At 38.5% G+C, this 18,673-nt stretch carries 14 protein-coding genes; 6 read left to right on the top strand and 8 right to left on the bottom strand.

All coding sequences use genetic code 11. The features are described from left to right. Window positions 1-290 precede the first annotated feature (290 nt). The 5 genes from secF to queA all read right to left on the bottom strand — a co-directional run bounded on the left by secF (window position 291) and on the right by queA (window position 5,835). Window positions 291-1,229, bottom strand: coding sequence for a protein translocase subunit SecF (gene secF / locus F9B76_RS05160; RefSeq protein WP_159991149.1), 939 nt, complete (start codon window positions 1,227-1,229; stop codon window positions 291-293). A 43-nt stretch (window positions 1,230-1,272) separates the two neighbouring features. Further along, window positions 1,273-3,150, bottom strand: a complete 1,878-nt coding sequence (gene secD, locus F9B76_RS05155; protein WP_159991148.1) for a protein translocase subunit SecD — start codon at window positions 3,148-3,150, stop codon at window positions 1,273-1,275. A gap of 88 nt (window positions 3,151-3,238) precedes the next feature. Further along, window positions 3,239-3,586 (bottom strand): preprotein translocase subunit YajC, encoded by a 348-nt coding sequence (yajC, locus tag F9B76_RS05150; RefSeq protein ID WP_159991147.1) that lies wholly within the window; start codon window positions 3,584-3,586, stop codon window positions 3,239-3,241. A gap of 52 nt (window positions 3,587-3,638) precedes the next feature. Further along, a complete protein-coding gene (tgt, locus tag F9B76_RS05145; protein WP_159991146.1) occupies window positions 3,639-4,778 on the bottom strand; it encodes a tRNA guanosine(34) transglycosylase Tgt in 1,140 nt (379 codons plus the stop codon). A gap of 1 nt (window position 4,779) precedes the next feature. Further along, window positions 4,780-5,835, bottom strand: coding sequence for a tRNA preQ1(34) S-adenosylmethionine ribosyltransferase-isomerase QueA (gene queA / locus F9B76_RS05140; protein WP_159991145.1), 1,056 nt, complete (start codon window positions 5,833-5,835; stop codon window positions 4,780-4,782). A 149-nt stretch (window positions 5,836-5,984) separates the two neighbouring features. Between queA and upp the strand changes: the two genes are divergently transcribed. Next, window positions 5,985-6,623 (top strand): uracil phosphoribosyltransferase, encoded by a 639-nt coding sequence (gene upp / locus F9B76_RS05135; protein ID WP_159991144.1) that lies wholly within the window; start codon window positions 5,985-5,987, stop codon window positions 6,621-6,623. 197 nt (window positions 6,624-6,820) lie between these two features. On the opposite strand, the gene ubiD is transcribed toward upp, so the two are convergent. Both ubiD and F9B76_RS05125 read right to left on the bottom strand, forming a co-directional pair. Continuing rightward, window positions 6,821-8,365 carry a 4-hydroxy-3-polyprenylbenzoate decarboxylase gene (gene ubiD / locus F9B76_RS05130; protein ID WP_159991143.1) on the bottom strand — a complete coding sequence of 515 codons (1,545 nt, stop codon included), beginning with the start codon at window positions 8,363-8,365 and terminating at the stop codon, window positions 6,821-6,823. Between the two features lie 6 nt (window positions 8,366-8,371). Continuing rightward, a complete protein-coding gene (locus F9B76_RS05125) occupies window positions 8,372-9,541 on the bottom strand; it encodes a pyridoxal phosphate-dependent aminotransferase (protein ID WP_159991142.1) in 1,170 nt (389 codons plus the stop codon). A gap of 174 nt (window positions 9,542-9,715) precedes the next feature. On the opposite strand from F9B76_RS05125, the gene F9B76_RS05120 reads away from it, so the two are divergent. From F9B76_RS05120 to gltS, 4 genes are all read left to right on the top strand, one after another. Next, window positions 9,716-10,630: a hypothetical protein gene (locus tag F9B76_RS05120; protein WP_159991141.1), complete on the top strand. Its 915-nt coding sequence runs from the start codon at window positions 9,716-9,718 to the stop codon at window positions 10,628-10,630. A 239-nt stretch (window positions 10,631-10,869) separates the two neighbouring features. After that, window positions 10,870-13,194: an NADP-dependent malic enzyme gene (locus F9B76_RS05115; protein ID WP_159991140.1), complete on the top strand. Its 2,325-nt coding sequence runs from the start codon at window positions 10,870-10,872 to the stop codon at window positions 13,192-13,194. A 248-nt stretch (window positions 13,195-13,442) separates the two neighbouring features. Next, the gene (locus F9B76_RS05110) at window positions 13,443-13,916 is read left to right on the top strand and encodes a barstar family protein (RefSeq protein ID WP_159991139.1); all 474 of its coding nucleotides are present in this window, start codon (window positions 13,443-13,445) and stop codon (window positions 13,914-13,916) included. Window positions 13,917-14,370: 454 nt separating this feature from the next. Further along, the gene (gene gltS, locus F9B76_RS05105) at window positions 14,371-15,591 is read left to right on the top strand and encodes a sodium/glutamate symporter (RefSeq protein WP_159991138.1); all 1,221 of its coding nucleotides are present in this window, start codon (window positions 14,371-14,373) and stop codon (window positions 15,589-15,591) included. 141 nt (window positions 15,592-15,732) lie between these two features. On the opposite strand, the gene F9B76_RS05100 is transcribed toward gltS, so the two are convergent. Continuing rightward, the gene (locus tag F9B76_RS05100) at window positions 15,733-16,470 is read right to left on the bottom strand and encodes a 16S rRNA (uracil(1498)-N(3))-methyltransferase (protein WP_243140607.1); all 738 of its coding nucleotides are present in this window, start codon (window positions 16,468-16,470) and stop codon (window positions 15,733-15,735) included. Between the two features lie 136 nt (window positions 16,471-16,606). Here F9B76_RS05100 and tkt point away from each other — a divergent pair, with 136 nt between their 5' ends. Then, window positions 16,607-18,658, top strand: a complete 2,052-nt coding sequence (gene tkt / locus F9B76_RS05095; protein WP_159991137.1) for a transketolase — start codon at window positions 16,607-16,609, stop codon at window positions 18,656-18,658. The last annotated feature ends 15 nt before the right edge of the window (window positions 18,659-18,673 follow it).

Below are 18,673 nucleotides of genomic sequence, written 5' to 3'. Positions count from 1 at the left end.
ATTACGATTTTTTACAAATAAACTAAACGTAATCATACCGTATAAAAGAGGAAAGATACTTGATGAAAATCAACTACTGGTATAAAAATGGATAGAAAATTGTAATAATAAATGAATGTTTAGCGTAGTATACAAATACTTTAATCCTAAGTTATATAAAAATTATGTTCTCTGTTTAGTTTAGATTTTCTAAGGTGTTGCCCTAGGATTTTATTTCCTCTTTTATTTAATCTTATAAAAAAGCTCCCATGTATTATGAGAGCTTTTTTGATACGAGAATGATAATGGGTTTAATCTAATATTTCCTCGGCAGGATTTTCTTTTTTAGGGGTTTTAATCATATCTTCACGTTTGACACCCAACCACATAGCAATCGCAGCAGCAACGAATACAGAAGAATAAATCCCAAACCAAATACCAATAGTTAGTGCCATGGCAAAATAGTGTAGGGTAGGACCACCAAAAAAGAGCATAGATAACACTACCATTTGTGTTGAACCATGTGTAATGACGGTACGAGAAATGGTTTGTGTAATAGAGCTATTAATCACTTCGACAACACTCGTTTTACGTTGTTTACGGAAGTTTTCACGGATACGATCCATCACGACAACTGATTCATTCACAGAATAACCGAGTACGGCTAATACCCCTGCCAATACTGCTAATGAAAGTTCCCATTGGAAGAAAGCAAAGAATCCTAGAATAATCACAACGTCATGTAGGTTGGCAATAATCCCAGAGATCGCAAATTTCCACTCAAAACGGAAAGCAAGGTATAAGCAGATTCCGATAATAACAAAAATAAATGCGTTTAAACCATTTTGATAAAGCTCATTACCAATTTGAGGCCCTACAAATTCTACCCGTGTTAAGGTAACAGTAGCATCTTGTGCTTTTAAGGCAGATAGAATTTCTTCACTTTGTTCTGCTGTACTTTTACCTTCAATAATGGGTAAGCGAATAAGAACGTCTTCTGCCGTACCGAAGTTTTGTACTTGGAAGTCTGAGTAATTTAAGCTTGAAATAGATTCACGGATTTTTTCAAGATTAGCAGGTTGTTCATATTTTGCTTCAACCAATGTCCCTCCTGTAAATTCAATGGAGAGATTAAATCCGCGAGTCACAATAAAAAATACCGCTAAAGCAAAGGTAATAGCACTGATAAGATTAAGTACCAGTGCGTATTTCATAAACGGTATTGTTCGATGAATTTTAAATAATTCCATATTTTTTCCTCAATGATTTTGCTCTTGAGAACAAATCATCTCTCTATTTATCCGTATCGGGTTTCCATACTGTACCAATGGAAATGGATTTGAGTTTTTTCTTGCGACCATACCAAAGATTAACAATGGCACGTACACCAACAACTGATGTAAACATAGAGGTAAGAATACCAATGCAATGTACCACCGCAAAACCACGGATAGGGCCAGGGCCACTAAAGGCTAAAAGAGCAAGACCCACAATAAGAGAGGTAACGTTAGAGTCTAAAATAGTTCCCCATGCTTTATCAAAACCAATATTAATCGCTTGGTGTGGTGATAAACCCTCACGAAGTTCTTCACGAATACGTTCATTAATCAGTACGTTAGCATCAATTGCCATACCTAGTGTGAGGGCAATCGCTGCGATACCGGGAAGTGTTAGGGTTGCTTGTAATAGTGATAAGCAAGCTAATAATAACAGTACGTTAAAGATAAGTCCGAGGGTAGAGAAAAAGCCCATTAAATGGTAGTAAATAATCATAAAGACCGCTACCATTAAGAAACCGTACAGAGTGGATTTAAACCCTTTTTCGATATTCTCTTCACCTAGGCTTGGACCAATAGTACGCTCTTCAATAATAGACATAGGTGCAGCAAGTGACCCTGCGCGGAGTAATAAGGCAACATCTGCCGCTTGAGTAGGGGTCATTGAACCAGAAATCTCTACTTGACCATTTGGAATTTCTGTACGAATCACAGGAGCTGTAATAACTTGACCTTTACCATTCTCAAATAAGACAATCGCCATGCGTTTATTGATATTATCACGTGTTACATCACGGAAAATACGAGCCCCTTTACTATCTAGTGATAGATTAACCGTTGGTTGCTGTGTCTGGTGATTACGGCCTGATTGTGCATTTTCCAGATTTTCACCTGTTAATAAAACTTGACGGCGAAGTAAAAGAGAATTGCCATCTGTGTCTTTAAACATTTCCAATCCAAAAGGAACTGTACCTGATGCTAAGGCAGTCATTGCCGCTGGAGAGTCATCTACCATACGGAGTTGTAGTGTGGCAGTACGTCCTAAAATATCCTTTGCTTTGGCAACGTCTTGTACACCCGGAAGTTGTACCACAATACGGTCTGTGCCTTGTTTTTGAATAACTGGCTCTGATACCCCTAACTCATTGATACGGTTATGTAAGGTAACAATATTTTGATTAAGGGCAGTCTCTTCAACACGTGTGATCTCAGATGGATTAATGGTGCTAGAAAGCGTAAATGAATTATTTGTTGTAGCCGCTGTTGAGGTGAGTTCAGGAATACGAATACGAATTTGTTCCTGTGCATTAGCCATATCCGCAGAGGATTTAAAGGTAGAAATAATCGTATTACCAGCACGGTTAATACTTTCTACCGCAATTTTTTGATCACGGAATAGGGTGCGTAGCTCAGTGACTAATGATTCATAACGTGTTTCTAATGCGCCTTGCATATCTACTTTAAGTAAGAAGTGAACACCACCACGTAGGTCTAAACCTAGAAACATAGGGTGTGCCCCAATTTTACTTAACCAATCAGGAGAAGCAGATAGAAGATTTAGAGCAACGACATAATCAGGCTCATCAATATTGGTGTTTAATGCTTTTTCTAAAACAGATTTTGCCTGTAATTGAATATTAGGTGTGGCAACACGTACACGAATAGTACCCACGGTGCCAGTAATTTGTAGTTGTGAACTTGTAAAAGGAATATCGTTTTGTTTAAGAATTTGCTCTACACGTTCTAACATTTTTTCGTCAATCTTACGAGCAACATTGGCACTAGAAACCTGAACAGCAGGTGTTTGACCAAAAATATTCGGAACAGTGTAAAGAATCCCAAAAATTAGGGCAACAATAACGATTAAGTATTTCCAAAAGGGATAGCGATTCATACCTAGCCGTAATAATAAAAACTAAATCCAAACGGATAAAAAAGAAAGTACGGCTTGGTAAATTATCAAACCGTACTGTGGAAAAAGATTATAAATCTTTGATCGTACCTTTAGGTAAAACAGTATTGACTGCAACACGTTGGCAAAGCACTTCTACAGTAGCACTGTTTGGTGTGTTAATTTCAAGTGCAATATAGTTGTCTGTTACACGTGTTACTTTACCTAATAAACCACCAGCGGTAATCACTTCATCACCTTTTGCTAGGGCTTCAACCATCGCACGGTGTTCTTTTTGACGTTTCATTTGTGGGCGAATCATCAAGAAATAAAGCACCACAAACATAAGGATAAGTGGAAGGAAGCTGGCTAAACCACCTGCAGCACCTGCATCAGCTGCTTGATTAAGAGTAACTGAAACTAAATCAGTAAATGACATATAAATCTCCGTTAAATAAAAAATGGAATGCTATATTGTAGCTTTTTCTGAGCTAATCAATGCCTTTTAAGCGGTCTTGATGAAATTGTTCTTTCCACTGTGCAAAATTACCCTGTTCAATAGCTTCTCTTATTTCTTTCATGAGATTGAGATAATAAGCAAGATTATGTAGGGTATTTAGTCTTGCACCAGTGATTTCATTCGCCTTTTGTAAATGATGCAAATATGCACGTGAGAAATGACGACAAGTATGGCATTGACAAGTAGGGTCAAGTGGGCGAGTATCTTCTTTATAACGTGCATTACGAATCTTAATATCGCCAAAACGTGTGAATAGCCAGCCATTACGGGCATTACGAGAGGGCATGACACAGTCAAACATATCCACGCCTTGTGATACACCAAAAACAAGATCTTCTGGTGTACCCACTCCCATTAAATAGCGGGGAGCATTATCAGGAAGTTGATGGGCAAGATGAGTGAGAATCCTTTCCATATCTTCTTTGGGTTCACCTACGGAAAGCCCGCCGATAGCATAGCCATGAAAACCAATTGCTTTTAAGCCAGCAAGCGATTCTTCTCGTAAATCTTCATACATCCCTCCTTGAACAATACCGAATAGTGCATTGGGATTTTCCAGTGCATTAAAGGTATCTTTAGAGCGTTTTGCCCAACGAAGTGACATACGCATTGATTTGGCTGCTTCTTCGTGTGTAGCAGGGCGATCACCAATTTTATAAGGGGTGCATTCATCAAAGACCATGACGATATCTGAGTTTAAAGCACGTTGGATACGCATGGATTCTTCAGGGGTAAGGAACAGTTTTGCACCATTGATAGGGGAAGAAAATTTAACCCCTTCTTCTGTAATTTTACTGCGTAAATCGCTTAAACTAAATACCTGAAAACCACCCGAATCGGTAAGAATAGGTTTATCCCATTGCATAAAGTCATGTAAACCGTGGTGTTTTTGAATGACATCTGTTCCTGGGCGTAACCATAGGTGGAAAGTATTACCTAAAATTACTTGAGAGCCAATTTCATGTAACTCATGGGGAAGCATTGCTTTGACACTACCATAAGTACCAACTGGCATAAACATAGGTGTTTGTACTGTGCCGTGATTTAAGGTCATGCTTGCACGGCGTGCTTTGCCTTCTGTTTTTAAAAGATTAAAAGTAAGTCCTGTCATTTTATGCTCTTGGTTCAATCAGCATTGCATCACCATAACTAAAAAAACGGTAACGTTCTTTAATGGCATGTGCATAAGCCTTTTGCATGGTATCTATACCAATAAAGGCAGATACCAACATTAATAGGGTAGATTGAGGTAGATGAAAATTAGTTAGTAAACCATCTACTACTTTTGGGGTATAACCCGGTGTGATAAATAAACGGGTATCCCCTTGATGAGGAAGAGGAATTCGTTGATTATCCATGAGTCCAGCTTGTGCAGCGGCAGATTCTAAAGCACGGACACTGGTTGTCCCTACTGCAAATACGTGTCCATCATTAGCACGACATTGTTTAATTGCTTCAACCGTATGGGGTGATACTTCATACCATTCAGCGTGCATAATATGATCACTGATTTTCTCAACTCGTACAGGCTGGAATGTCCCTGCACCAACGTGTAGTGTTACAAAGGCAGTTTGAATACCTAAAGTAGGTAATTTATCCAGCATGGTTTGATCAAAATGTAACCCTGCTGTTGGTGCAGCCACTGCCCCTATAGGGTCGGCATAGACGGTTTGATAGCGTTTATCGTCTTCATTATCTGCACTGTGTTCAATATAAGGAGGGAGGGGGAGGCTACCAAATTGATCAAGGACGGTGAGAACCTCTTGCTCAAAAGTAACCTCAAATAAGTCCTCATGACGACCTTCTACAGTTGCATTAATTTGATCCGCAAAAATAAGTGATGTACCAGCCTTAGGAGATTTACTTGCTTTAAGGTGCATTAAGGCTTTATGGGGTGTAATAATTCTTTCAACAAGTCCTTCAATCTTACCGCCACTGATCTTTGTCCCGTATAACCGTGCTTTCATCACTTTGGTATTATTAAAAACCAGTAAATCATGTGGTTTTAGAAACTGTAGTAAGTCTGTAAAAACATGATCATGCACGATATTCTGATTATCAATACGTAATAAACGACTTTGATGACGCTCTTTTGCTGGTTGTTGCGCAATCAATTCATGAGGTAAGTGATAATCGAAGTCAGAAAGCTGTAATTGAGGATTAATCATTGTCGAAAAACCCGAAAAAATATAAACGGTCTATTATAGCGTATTTTCTGATGATAGCGATGGCTTTATTAAGGCATAAAGTGCTATCCCCTTTACGGAAAGGTCTAACATAGATAGAATATAGGGAACCGTTTATTTTTGGAGCTACCATGGCAATTTATGAAATTCAACACCCCCTTATTAAACATAAAATCGGACTGATGCGTAAAGCGGATTTAAGCACTAAAAGTTTTCGTGAGTTAGCACAGGAAATTACGGCATTGCTAACATATGAAGCAACAAAAGATTTTGAATTAGAGCATACCTCGATTGATGGTTGGTGTGGTCGTGTTGTTGTACAAAAAATTGCAGGTAAAAAAGTAACGGTAGTACCTATTTTGCGTGCTGGTATTGGTATGCTAGATGGGGTGCTTGATATTATTCCCGGTGCTAAAGTGAGTGCTGTTGGTATTGCTCGGAATGAAGAAACTCTTGAGGCAGACACTTATCTCAAAAAATTAGTTGAAGATTTAGATAAACGGATGGCAATAATTATTGACCCTATGTTGGCAACAGGTGGTTCAATGGTAGCTACAATTGATATGTTAAAAGCTTCTGGATGCAAAGAAATTAGAGCATTAACATTGGTTTCTGCTCCAGAGGGGATTGCTAAAGTCAGTCGAGCGCATCCTGATGTGAATATTTATACTGCCTCAATTGACCAAGGTCTTAATGAACAGGGATATATTATTCCCGGTTTAGGTGATGCCGGGGATCGACTTTTTGGTACACGTCAGAAGATAGACTAAAGTTTTTGTTGCTATATTTAGGTGAATCGTACCTATTGTGGGGGAAAGTACAAAAAATAGTGATGGATCAAGCGAGTTTTGCAAATATAGTAAAACTGTTTGAGTAATTTCACACTATTTTTATGCTTTCCCTCTTAGTTTTTATATTAAATCAGTAAGATTATTTTCGTATATATTTTATGGTTTATCCATCATCCTTAAAATCCTAATTGTTGCCAAATAGTATCAATACGTTCTTTGACTTCATTATCCATCTGAATAGGAATTCCCCATTCACGAGAAGTTTCTCCTGTCCATTTATTTGTCGCGTCCATACCCATTTTGCCTCCTAGCCCTGAAATGGGTGAAGCAAAATCTAAATAATCAATAGGGGTATTTTCAACAAGTGTAGTATCGCGTACAGGATCCATCCTTGTGGTCATCGCCCAGATAACTTCTTTCCAATCCCTGATATTAATATCATCATCGACGACAACGATAAATTTAGTGTACATGAATTGGCGAAGAATACTCCATACCCCAAACATGACTCGTTTCGCATGACCAGCATATTGTTTTTTGATGGAAACAACGGCTAAACGATAGCTACATCCTTCTGGTGGTAAGTAAAAATCCACAATTTCAGGAAGTTGTTTACGAAGTAAGGGAACAAAAACTTCATTTAAAGCCACCCCTAAAACAGCAGGCTCATCAGGAGGTTTTCCCGTATAGGTACTATGGTAAATAGGATTCTTACGCATAGTAATACGTTCAACAGTAAAAACAGGAAACCAATCTTGTTCGTTGTAATAACCCGTGTGATCGCCATAAGGACCTTCTAATGCCATTTCGTACTGCGTATTACTCGGCCCTTTTATACCATCAGGAATAGTTGGTGTTATGGCTTTGGGGTGATTTGCTGGAAGAATATGCCCCTCTAAAACAATTTCAGCAGAAGCAGGAACAGATAATTCATTCCCAATGGATTTAATCAATGTTGTGCGTGAACCTCGTAGTAAACCAGCAAACTGGTACTCTGACAAACTATCAGGCACTGGTGTTACAGCCCCTAAAATAGTCGCTGGATCTGCCCCTAGCGCAACAGAAATAGGAAAAGGTTTACCGGGGTTTGCTAAGGCATAATCCCTAAAATCTAGTGCGCCCCCACGGTGTGATAACCAACGCATAATCAATTTATTTTTGCCTAAAAGCTGTTGGCGATAAATACCCAAATTTTGGCGTTTAGCATGAGGCCCTTTGGTAATGACTAATCCCCATGTTAATAAAGGAGCAATATCGCCAGGCCAACATTTTTGAATGGGAAGTTGGTGTAAATCAACTTGATCCCCCTCTAAAACAATTTCTTGGCAAGGGGCAGAGTGAACCATTTTAGGCTGCATATCCCATAGCGCTGATTTCAGCATAGAGACTTTACCAAAAGCATCTTTTAGGTTACGGGGAGGTTCAGGCTCTTTTAGACTCGCTAGTAATTCGCCAATATCTTTTAAAGCTGAAATATCTTCTGCGCCCATTCCCCATGCAACACGGTTAGGTGTCCCAAAAAGATTTGTTAAGATAGGCATACTGGCTTTTTGTCCATTATGTTGTGCATGAGTAAAAAGTAAGGCTGGCCCTTCTTTGCGTAGCACTCGGTCGCTAATTTCAGTCATTTCAAGCTGAGTATTAATCGGAAAATCAATACGCTTAAAATCATTTTTTTGTTCAAGTTGTGCAATAAAATCACGAAGATCTTTATATTTCATCTTGGTTTACTTTAATAATGTCGGTAAAAAATTTTCTAAACGAGTAATGGCTTCTTTAAGACGATCAATCGCGGTAGCATAGGAAATACGGATCATCTGTTTTGCACCTGTTGGCCCAAAATCAAGTCCAGGGATAATAGCAACACCTGTTTCTTGGAGTAAACGCTGGCAAAAATCCATACTGTCATGGCTATAATAGCTAATATCTGCATAAATATAAAAAGCACCGTCAGGCTTGACAGGAACAACTAATTTGAGACGTTCTAACGCTTTTAATAAATAATCCCTACGTTCTTTAAAGGCTTGCTTGCGTTCATGGTAAATTGCCATTGCCTCATCACTAAAGCAGGCAATGGCTGCATGTTGAGCCAATGTAGGAGGGCAAATATTCAAGCTAGAAGTCAGTTTTTCGATATGGGGAACAAAATAAGTTGGGGCAATCATCCAGCCAAGACGCCATCCTGTCATATTAAAAAACTTAGAAAAACTATTGATAACAATAATATCCTTATCAAATACTAGTCCAGATTGAACAGCCCCATCGTAGCTAAGCCCTAGATAAATTTCATCAAGAATCACAAATCCACCTTTTGATTTTACTAAGGAGAAGATTTTTTGTAATTCATCAGGGGTAACAGATGTTCCTGTTGGATTACTCGGTGAGGCAATAAGTACACCTTTTGTCTTTTCGTCCCAATGTTGAGCAATTTTGTCAGCACTAAGTTGATAGCGTTCTTCTGGTGTGCAAGGGATGAGTCGTGTGCTTGCTCCTGCGGCTAGAATAAAATTAAAATTAGCAGGGTAATAAGGGTCTGGCATGAGTATTTCATCACCAGGGTTGAGTAAACTAAGACAAGCGAGTGATAAAGCACCTGATGCCCCTGTTGTGATGATGATTTGCTCATAACAAATATTTGTGCCAAAAGTATTATTGTAGTAATCCGCAATATGCTTTCGTAGCGGTGTAATACCTAAAGCAGGACTATAACCACTTAATCCAGCAGAAGCCACTTTGTGTAAGGTGTCAATAACGATAGGGGGGGCAGTAAAATCAGGCTCACCAATTCCTAAACTAATAATATCATGACCCTGTTCACGAAGGTACTGTGCTTGTTTGGCGAACTCGACAGCTTGAAAGGTAACAGCTTGATGAATACGTGATGCAGCGGCTAACATAGGGGAAAGATAAAAAAGTAGAAATAACCATTTTAGACCTTAGTGCATATGCTTGTCAGTGTTCTTGTGATAAAGTCGCTAAAATAATGAATATTTGTCTAGCTGTCCAGTACGGTTTATTAGGTCGTAGAAAAAGTTAGAGGATTTTGTATCGTATATATTGAAAGAGTAGTGATGGATCGGCGTTCTTTTTTTAAATTTGGTCGTACTGGCTTATTACCACAAACAGAATGGGATAATTTTTGTCATCGGATTCAGCGAACGGTCAAGGGGCAATTTCGTGATATTACGTGTCCCATGCAGGATTATGGCGTGGCTGAGATTTATCTGGAAAATAGTAGTGATATTCAGCATATATTTGCTTTATGTCAGGTCTATCATGTGACAATGGCACTAGCAGGATTTATTGACCCAGCAGGTATGTACACTAGACCAATATTGATTGTTCATTATGCTTGCACTATGAATAAAATAGAATGGTTAAGTGATGATATTTGCCTTGTGCAACCCAGTGTAACCGCTGGAGATATGCTTGCTTTGGGTTTTCAGCAGTTTACAAGAGTACCTACCTCTCTCTATATTGCACAGTGGTTTTCTAATCCGCTCTATCATGATTGCCGTCCCTTCCATAGCTTTTTGTCAGGCGTAGAGCGTATTCAAGCTCTTTTTTCTGATGGTTCTCAAGCGGTACTAGGCGGTTTTGGTGTACAAGATCAATCGGCTTTATCCGTGCCTATTTTAAATCGTTGTATTCCTAAACTATTTGAGCTTTTACAAGATAAAGAGGTTGCTTCGTTTTTAGACAAAACCTATTGGCCTTACGAATACCGTTTAGATGCTTTAGAAAAACATTTTGTGGATATTAATTTAGCCCGTGTTTTTCAGGGACAAAAGGCTCGATTACTTTGGGTACAAGCATGGGTAATTCGTAAAATACCAGAAGATGTGCTGTACTTACCTTCTGATATACAACTTGCACAAGTTCCTGAGAAATTGGCACAAATTCAATTTCAGATGAAAAATTTATTCGATATGGACGGCATATTTCTTTATGATGATGAAGTGACCATTATGGAAGAAAATATTTAGGGGTATTGTGGGTAAGAATAGTTGAGTGAAATATATTTAAAGGGTATGATATGGCTTAAAATTTTTAGCTTAAACAATACTTTGCTTATAAAAACCTATCAATTGTGATGAGTGACTTTACTATCTTTTAGAAAATATGCGTATTTGCTATTTCTTTTGATATGGTAAATAAGTTATTTGTTAGAGTACAACTGTATTTTATATTTTGAATATGATTAATTATTTTCGGGAAAATCATTATGGATGAAAATTTACGCCAAGCGGCTTTGGAGTACCATAAAACAGGGCGACCCGGCAAGATTACCGTCATGCCAACAAAACAATTATCGAATCAACGTGATTTAGCTTTGGCGTATTCACCAGGGGTGGCAGCAGCGTGTGATGAGATCGTTAAAGATCCTGCTAATGCGGTGCAATATACAGGACGAGGTAATTTAGTTGGTGTGATTACCAATGGTTCTGCTGTGCTAGGGCTGGGTAATATCGGTGCTTTGGCCTCTAAACCTGTGATGGAAGGTAAAGCTGTTTTATTTAAAAAATTTGCGGGCATTGATGTTTTTGATATTGAAATTAATGAAAGTGATCCCGAAAAATTAGTACAAATTATTGCCGGTTTAGAACCTACTTTTGGGGGAATTAACCTAGAAGATATTAAAGCACCAGAATGTTTCTATGTTGAGCGTGAACTACGCAAAAAAATGAATATTCCTGTATTCCATGATGATCAACATGGTACAGCGATTTGCGTGACGGCAGCTTTTATTAATGGACTTCGAGTTGTCAATAAAGAAATTGATAAAGTCAAAGTGGTTGTTTCGGGGGCTGGGGCGGCTGCTTTAGCTTGTTTAGATTTAATGGCAGATATGGGTTTACCCCTAGAAAATATCTGGGTATCCGATATTGAGGGGGTTGTTTATAAAGGGCGTACAGCACTGATGGATCCTGATAAAGAGCGTTTTGCTCAGGATACAGATAAGCGAACCTTGGGAGAAATTATTGTTGATGCGGATGTGTTTTTAGGGCTTTCTGCAGGGAATGTCCTAAAACCAGAGATGGTTAAACAGATGACATCTAATCCTCTTATTTTAGCGCTGGCTAACCCAACTCCTGAAATTTTACCTGAGGTGGCGAAGTCTGTTCGTGGTGATGTGGTGATGGCAACAGGGCGATCTGATTATCCTAATCAAGTGAATAATGTTTTGTGTTTCCCTTATATCTTCCGAGGTGCGTTGGATGTTGGTGCAACAACGATTACGCGTAATATGGAAAAAGCCGCTGTTTATGCCATTTGTGATTTAGCAAAAGAAGAACAAAATGAAATGGTTGTAGCGGCATACGATACGATAGGATTATCATTTGGACCCGAATATTTTATTCCTAAACCATTTGACCCACGATTAATTGCTCGTATTGCTCCAGCTGTGGCAAAAGCAGCTATGGCGGATGGTGTTGCTGCTCGTCCTATTGAGGATTTAGAGGCTTATGCGGAGCAATTACAACAGTTAGTGTATCACTCAGGCGCTTTTATGAAACCCTTATTTGCTATGGCACGCCGCTTTAAAAGAGAGGGTGGTAAATCACGCATTGTCTTTACGGAAGGAGAAGATGAACGTGTATTGCGTGCTGTTCAAGTATTGGTTGATGAAAAAGTATGTACCCCCATTTTAGTCGGTCGCCCAAGAATATTAGCCAATCGTATTCAACGCTATGGTTTGCGGTTTGATTTAGAAAAAGATGTTGAAGTTGTTGATAGCGAACATGATGAACGCTTTAATCGTTACTGGACAACATACTGGGAGTTAATGCGCCGCCGTGGGGTAACACAAGAGTTTGCGAGGTTAGAATTACGCCGTCGTCCCACATTGATTGGTGCCTTAATGGTGAAATTTGGTGAAGTCGATGGTATGATTTGCGGTACGATTGGTCGTTATGTTAATCACTTAGAATTAATTGATCAGGTGATTGGTAAAGCACCTAATGCTTGTACTTATGCGGCAATGAATATTGTGCTCACTTCTGAATCAATGATTGCTATTGCGGATACCCATGTGAATGCACAGCCAAATGCCAATGAATTAGCCAATATTGCATTAATGGCAGCAGAAGAAATGCGTTATTTACGCTTAGAGCCTAAAGTGGCTTTTGTGTCTAGTTCAAATTTTGGTACAGATACACCTGTATCAGGGCAGGCAATGCGTGATGCCCTTGCGATTGTTCGTGAACGAGATCCTTTATTAGAAGTTGATGGTGAGATGCAAGTGGATGCGGCATTAAATGAGAAGCTACGGTATAAAATGATGCCAGATAGCCCATTAAAAGGAGCAGCCAATTTATTGATTTGCCCTAATGTTGATGCGAGTAATATTGCCTATAATTTACTTAAAGTGAGTGCAGGAAGTAATGTTGCCATTGGCCCATTCTTATTGGGCATTAATGCACCTATTCACATATTACCAGCGAGTTCTACTGTTCGCCGTATTGTCAATATGGCAGCACTAACGGTTGTAGATGCAAATACACGAAAAGAAAATTCAATGGCATTAGGTGAAAATATAGTGAGTTAATGCTAAGAGGCTATAGATATTTTGTGTTATAGCTAAAAATACAAGAAAGCATATCCACCCTTAGGGGTGGATATTTTTTTATGTGGATGAGTGTATTGTTTAATTCAATAGTATTGTTTCATTGATTATCTAGATTTAAATAAATAGTTGATAAAACTATTGTCAAAAAGGTTTGTTTTAGGGTAGTATAGGGTGGCAGATAAAACATATCTTTTGAATAACATTATTTTGTTGAAAGGATAAGTGTAATGAGTAAAAAAATGAATATTGCACAAGCACTGGAGAAGAGTGGAGAATTACCTAAAGCATTGTTGTCGCAGTATGAAGAGGTGCTTTTACACGCCCATCAGCAGGGGTTAGCTATTTTTAAGGTAGATTGTTCTAAAGCGCGCAATTTATCCGCCTTGTTAAGAGCCTTTGCTAAGGCAGTAGATTATCCTGTTTTTTTTGGCAAAGATACAGATGCTTTACTAGATTGTCTAAGTGAAACCCTTGATGAACAGAAAAAGGGGTATCTTTTATGGATTCAGTCCTTTCATTCAGGTGATCCAGACTTGGCACAAGATGCTCAAAAAGTGTTATCTGTGCTTAAAGAGGCGAGTCAATATGCCAATGATAAGCAGAAAGTATTGACCTATATTGTTGAGCATTCTGGTAAGCATAGTGCGCCAGAACCAGGAATTGCTCCTGCCCCTTATGCAGAAAGCCTTTTACCTCAGTAAATAAGATAATATTTTAGGTACTGTTTTTTTAGTTAAGACAGTACCAATTTCTATTATATCTATAATAATTTACTTAGTTTAACTCTTAACTAAATAACAAGATTATATCTAGAACTCGTACGTCTATTATCTTCTCAACTATCTATAAATTTTAGAGAAAAATCTAGTTTATTTTTAAAATTCTGTTGATAATTTCTTCTTATTATCCTATAAAAATCATTAAAAATTATAAACTTCGTTGATATTTTCTCTTTCTAAAAATAAAATTTTTTGTAAGAAAGAAGAGATTTTTCCCCTTTTTTTTAAAGAATTTTGGTAAATTACGGGGTCTTTTATGCTTTTTAGGAATAAAAGGATAGTCATACATACTGCTTATCTATATTTTGTTGTATCGCAAGTAGAGTGAAAGCGTATAGATAACAGATTGATAGAAGTATTTATCAAAGGAAGTAATATGGATTTTAATTTTGATACTTATGAAACCATAGCATTAGCATGCTTTGTGCTGTTGCTAGGGTATTTTCTGGTTAAACACGTTAAATTCTTAAATGACTTTAATATTCCTGAACCTGTTGTGGGCGGGTTTATTGTAGCGGTTAGTTTAACGATTGTGAATAGTATTTGGGGATTAAGCTTTGGGTTTGATACCAGTTTCTCTAATACGATGATGCTTGCATTTTTTAGCTCAATTGGGTTAAGTGCTAACTTTGCCAGATTAGTAAAAGGTGGTAAACCCTTAGTGATTTTCCTTTTCGTGGCATTAGGTTTAATTATTCTTCAGAATATTGTGGGTGTTGCCTCTTCTGTGGCATTAGGATTAAATCCTGCTTATGGTTTAATTGCCGGTTCAGTTACCTTAACAGGTGGTCATGGTACGGGAGCTGCATGGGCAGAAATCTTAGCAAAAGATTTTGGGTTATCGGGAGCAGCTGAATTAGCGATGGCTTGCGCTACCTTTGGTTTAGTCTCTGGTGCACTTTTAGGCGGGCCTGTAGCACGTTTTCTCTTAAAACGTATGAAAAAAGAAAAAGTACATGAAGATATCGAAGTAGATGATATTGAACATGCTTTTGAAAAACCTGCTTATCGCCGTAAAATCAATACCCGTTCTATTATTGAAACCGTTACCATGATGGTATTATGTTTACTGATTGGACAATGGTTAGCAGATCAATTTAAAGAGATTATAAAATTACCGACCTTTGTATGGTGTTTATTCACAGGTGTTATTATTCGTAATACTTTAACACATTTATTTAAATTTAAAGTGGCTGATGATGCTGTTGATACATTAGGTAATGTAGCATTGTCTTTCTTCTTGGCAATTGCTTTAATGTCGCTTAAATTATGGCAATTAGCGGGTTTAGCACTTCCTGTTCTTGTTGTCCTTGCGATTCAAGTTAGTGTAATGGCAGTTTATGCGGTTTTAGTAACTTATCGCGTCATGGGTAAAGATTATGATGCGGTTGTATTAAGTGCAGGGCATTGTGGTTTTGGTCTTGGTGCGACACCAACAGCGGTAGCGAATATGCAGGCAGTGACATCACACTTTGGTCCATCACATAAGGCATTCTTAATTGTGCCTATGGTTGGTGCATTCTTTGTGGATTTATTAAATGCATCAGTGATTAATGCTTTTGTGGTTTTCTTAAAAGAATTTATTCCTGTTGTGTAAATTTAATCACAACGAGCATATGCTTATAGAAAGGCTTGATCTTATTAAGGTCAAGCCTTTTTTATCGATATTACGAAAATCTATATTGAATTAATCTGCAATTTGTTTTAGCTTAGAAAATTTAATATTTATCTGAAATATTTAACGCCAATTCAATACACTAGCGGCGGCACTACTGAGTGCAATGCCAGCAGTTTCTGTGCGTAGAATACTATCGCCAAATCGTACCCTAGTAGCGCCGTGTTTCACTATCTCTTCAGTTTCTTTAGGCGACCATCCTCCCTCTGGACCAATAAAAAAATAAATATTGTTTAGTGAGTTATGGTGCTGATTAAGATAGTGCGTTAAAGATATATCCCCCTCTGGGTCGGCGAGTAAATAATTGGCGTGTACAGTACTTTGAAAAAATTGTTTTAGTGTTTGTAATGGACTCAATGTCATTAGAATATTTCGCCCACTTTGCTCACTGGCGGATTGGATAATAGCTTGCCAATGTTGTTGTCTTTTTTCTAAACGTGTTCCAGATAGTTGGAGAATACTGCGTTCTGCCTTAATAGGAATAAGATGTGAAACACCCATTTCTACGGCTTTTTCAATAATCCAGTCCATCTTATCGCCAGATGCTAATGCTTGCACTAGAGTAATATTTCCTGTAATTCCTCGATTTTGACTATCAAAAAAATCAAGGTCAGCTTGGGCAGTTCCTTGATTAAAAAGGAGCGTGCCATGATATTCTCCACCTAGCCCATTAAACAAAATAATACGCGTCCCTTCTTTTAAACGAAGAGAGCGTCCAGCATGATGAGCGACTTCGGGCGGAAGTGTAATAATTGTATTTATTTGTAAAGGAATTGGACAGAAAAAACGAGGTAAAGCCATTATCAGCCATTATAAAGTTGTACAAATGCTAAAATTATACGTTGAAATTTAGTCAAACCTTTGCAGAAATACCTAATAGCACAAATATGCTATTGTTTTCTCGCAAAAATAATGGTTCATACCTTACAGGAATCAAATGAGTACTGAAGCAAAAGTTCAGCCAGCTTTATTGGCTAATGCTATTCGTTTTTTATCTATGGATGCGGTTCAGCAAGCCAATTCTGGTCATCCAGGCGCTCCAATGGGAATGGCAGAAATTGCAGTCGCTTTATGGCATCGTCATCTTAAACATAATCCTACCAATCCTAGCTGGTTTAATCGTGACCGTTTTGTGCTTTCTAATGGTCATGGTTCAATGCTTATTTATGCGTTATTGCATTTGACGGGTTATGATTTATCAATAGACGAAATCAAAAATTTCCGCCAATTACATTCTAAGACACCGGGACACCCTGAAGTAGGTATTACGGCAGGTGTAGAAACAACGACAGGTCCTTTGGGACAAGGTATTGCGAATGCAGTAGGTTTTGCTTTAGCAGAAGCCTTATTGGCAGCTGAATTTAATCGAGAAGGTCATACGATTATTGACCATTTTACCTATGCCTTTGCAGGTGATGGTTGCTTAATGGAGGGTATTTCTCACGAAGCGTTTTCTTTGGCGGGTGCATTAAAATTAAATAAACTCATTGTGTTGTATGATGACAATGGTATTTCTATTGATGGTCATGTTGCACCTTGGTTTGCTGATGATACCCCCAAACGTTTTGAAGCGTATGGTTGGCAAGTGATTCGTGATGTAGATGGGCATGATATTGATGCGGTAGATGCGGCAATTGCACAAGCAAAAGCAAATGCTCAAAAAGAGGGAACAGGGCCTACCTTAATCTGTTGTAAGACTGTTATTGGTCAAGGTGCGCCTACTATGTCAGGCACAGAAAAAGTGCATGGTAGCCCATTAGGTGCAAGTGAAATTGCGGCTGCACGTGAGGCATTAGGTTGGACACATGATGCTTTTGTTATTCCTAGTGATATTGCTCAAGCATGGAATCATATTACTAAAGGGCAGGCTCAAGAAGCAATATGGACAAAAGATTGGTCTGCTTATCAAGCAGCCTACCCTGAGTTAGCCACAGAATTAACCCGTCGTATGCAAGGGATTCTACCCTCTGATTTTGCTGAAAAATTCCAAAATTATCTAACAGATACAGTCAATAAAGCAGAGACGGTTGCTTCTCGTAAAGCCTCTCAATTTGCTATTACTGCCTTAGCCGCGATTTTACCTGAGTTTTTGGGTGGATCAGCTGACTTAACAGGTTCTAACTATACAGACTGGAAAGGTGTTGTGCCTGTTCGTGCTACTGATAAAGGGATTCAATTTGGTCGTCATATTAATTACGGAGTTCGTGAATTTGGTATGGCAGCCATTATGAATGGTATCGCCCTTCACGGTGGTTTCTTACCTTATGGCGGTACTTTTTTAACTTTCTCAGATTATTCGCGTAATGCGATTCGTATGGCTGCTTTGATGAAGCAAAGAGTAGTCCATGTCTTTACACATGATTCTATTGGTTTAGGCGAAGATGGTCCTACGCATCAATCTATTGAGCATGCTTGGAGTTTACGTCTTATCCCTAACTTAGATGTATGGCGACCTTGTGACACTTATGAAACGGCTATTGCATGGCAATCTGCAGTTACTCGTCCAGCCAGTCTTGGTTTACAGGTACAACAGGGAGGGCCAAGTGCCTTATTACTTTCTCGTCAAAATCTTCCTTTTATTGAACGAGATACCGAAACAGCCAATAATGTGGCGAAAGGTGGCTATATTCTTCGTGATGCGGAAGGGGCTAAAGCCATTATTCTAGCGACAGGGTCAGAAGTAGCATTAGCATTAGAAGCACAACGTTTACTCGCAGAAGAGGGTATTGCTGTGCGTGTCGTATCCATGCCGAGTACCAATGTATTTGACCGCCAATCACCTGATTATCAGGCAGCAGTATTACCCATGAATCTACCAACGGTAGCGGTAGAGGCAGGTTGTTCAGGTGCTTGGTATAAATATACTGGTCGTCAAGGGGCTGTTGTAGGCATTGATTCTTATGGTGAATCAGCGCCAGCTTCTGTTTTATTTAAGCATTTTGGTTTAACACCAGAAAATGTAGTGAAAACTGTTAAAACCGTTTTATAAAAGTTTATCTAGGAG

This window comes from Pelistega ratti (genome assembly GCF_009833965.1).
Taxonomy (GTDB): Bacteria; Pseudomonadota; Gammaproteobacteria; order Burkholderiales; family Burkholderiaceae_B; genus Taylorella; species Taylorella ratti.
The sequence above is the reverse complement of the archived record's forward strand: the minus strand, read 5'-3'. Positions and strand labels throughout refer to the sequence as shown.

What these genes read in the sequence shown, in the direction of transcription:
- ubiD (WP_159991143.1), bottom strand. Translation starts at nt 8,365, where the DNA reads ATGAAATATAAAGATCTTCGTGATTTTATTGCACAACTTGAACAAAAA.
- F9B76_RS05110 (WP_159991139.1), top strand. Translation starts at nt 13,443, where the DNA reads ATGAGTAAAAAAATGAATATTGCACAAGCACTGGAGAAGAGTGGAGAA.
- F9B76_RS05125 (WP_159991142.1), bottom strand. Translation starts at nt 9,541, where the DNA reads ATGTTAGCCGCTGCATCACGTATTCATCAAGCTGTTACCTTTCAAGCT.
- queA (WP_159991145.1), bottom strand. Translation starts at nt 5,835, where the DNA reads ATGATTAATCCTCAATTACAGCTTTCTGACTTCGATTATCACTTACCT.
- F9B76_RS05115 (WP_159991140.1), top strand. Translation starts at nt 10,870, where the DNA reads ATGGATGAAAATTTACGCCAAGCGGCTTTGGAGTACCATAAAACAGGG.
- F9B76_RS05100 (WP_243140607.1), bottom strand. Translation starts at nt 16,470, where the DNA reads ATGGCTTTACCTCGTTTTTTCTGTCCAATTCCTTTACAAATAAATACA.
- yajC (WP_159991147.1), bottom strand. Translation starts at nt 3,586, where the DNA reads ATGTCATTTACTGATTTAGTTTCAGTTACTCTTAATCAAGCAGCTGAT.
- gltS (WP_159991138.1), top strand. Translation starts at nt 14,371, where the DNA reads ATGGATTTTAATTTTGATACTTATGAAACCATAGCATTAGCATGCTTT.
- F9B76_RS05120 (WP_159991141.1), top strand. Translation starts at nt 9,716, where the DNA reads ATGGATCGGCGTTCTTTTTTTAAATTTGGTCGTACTGGCTTATTACCA.
- secF (WP_159991149.1), bottom strand. Translation starts at nt 1,229, where the DNA reads ATGGAATTATTTAAAATTCATCGAACAATACCGTTTATGAAATACGCA.
- tkt (WP_159991137.1), top strand. Translation starts at nt 16,607, where the DNA reads ATGAGTACTGAAGCAAAAGTTCAGCCAGCTTTATTGGCTAATGCTATT.
- tgt (WP_159991146.1), bottom strand. Translation starts at nt 4,778, where the DNA reads ATGACAGGACTTACTTTTAATCTTTTAAAAACAGAAGGCAAAGCACGC.
- secD (WP_159991148.1), bottom strand. Translation starts at nt 3,150, where the DNA reads ATGAATCGCTATCCCTTTTGGAAATACTTAATCGTTATTGTTGCCCTA.
- upp (WP_159991144.1), top strand. Translation starts at nt 5,985, where the DNA reads ATGGCAATTTATGAAATTCAACACCCCCTTATTAAACATAAAATCGGA.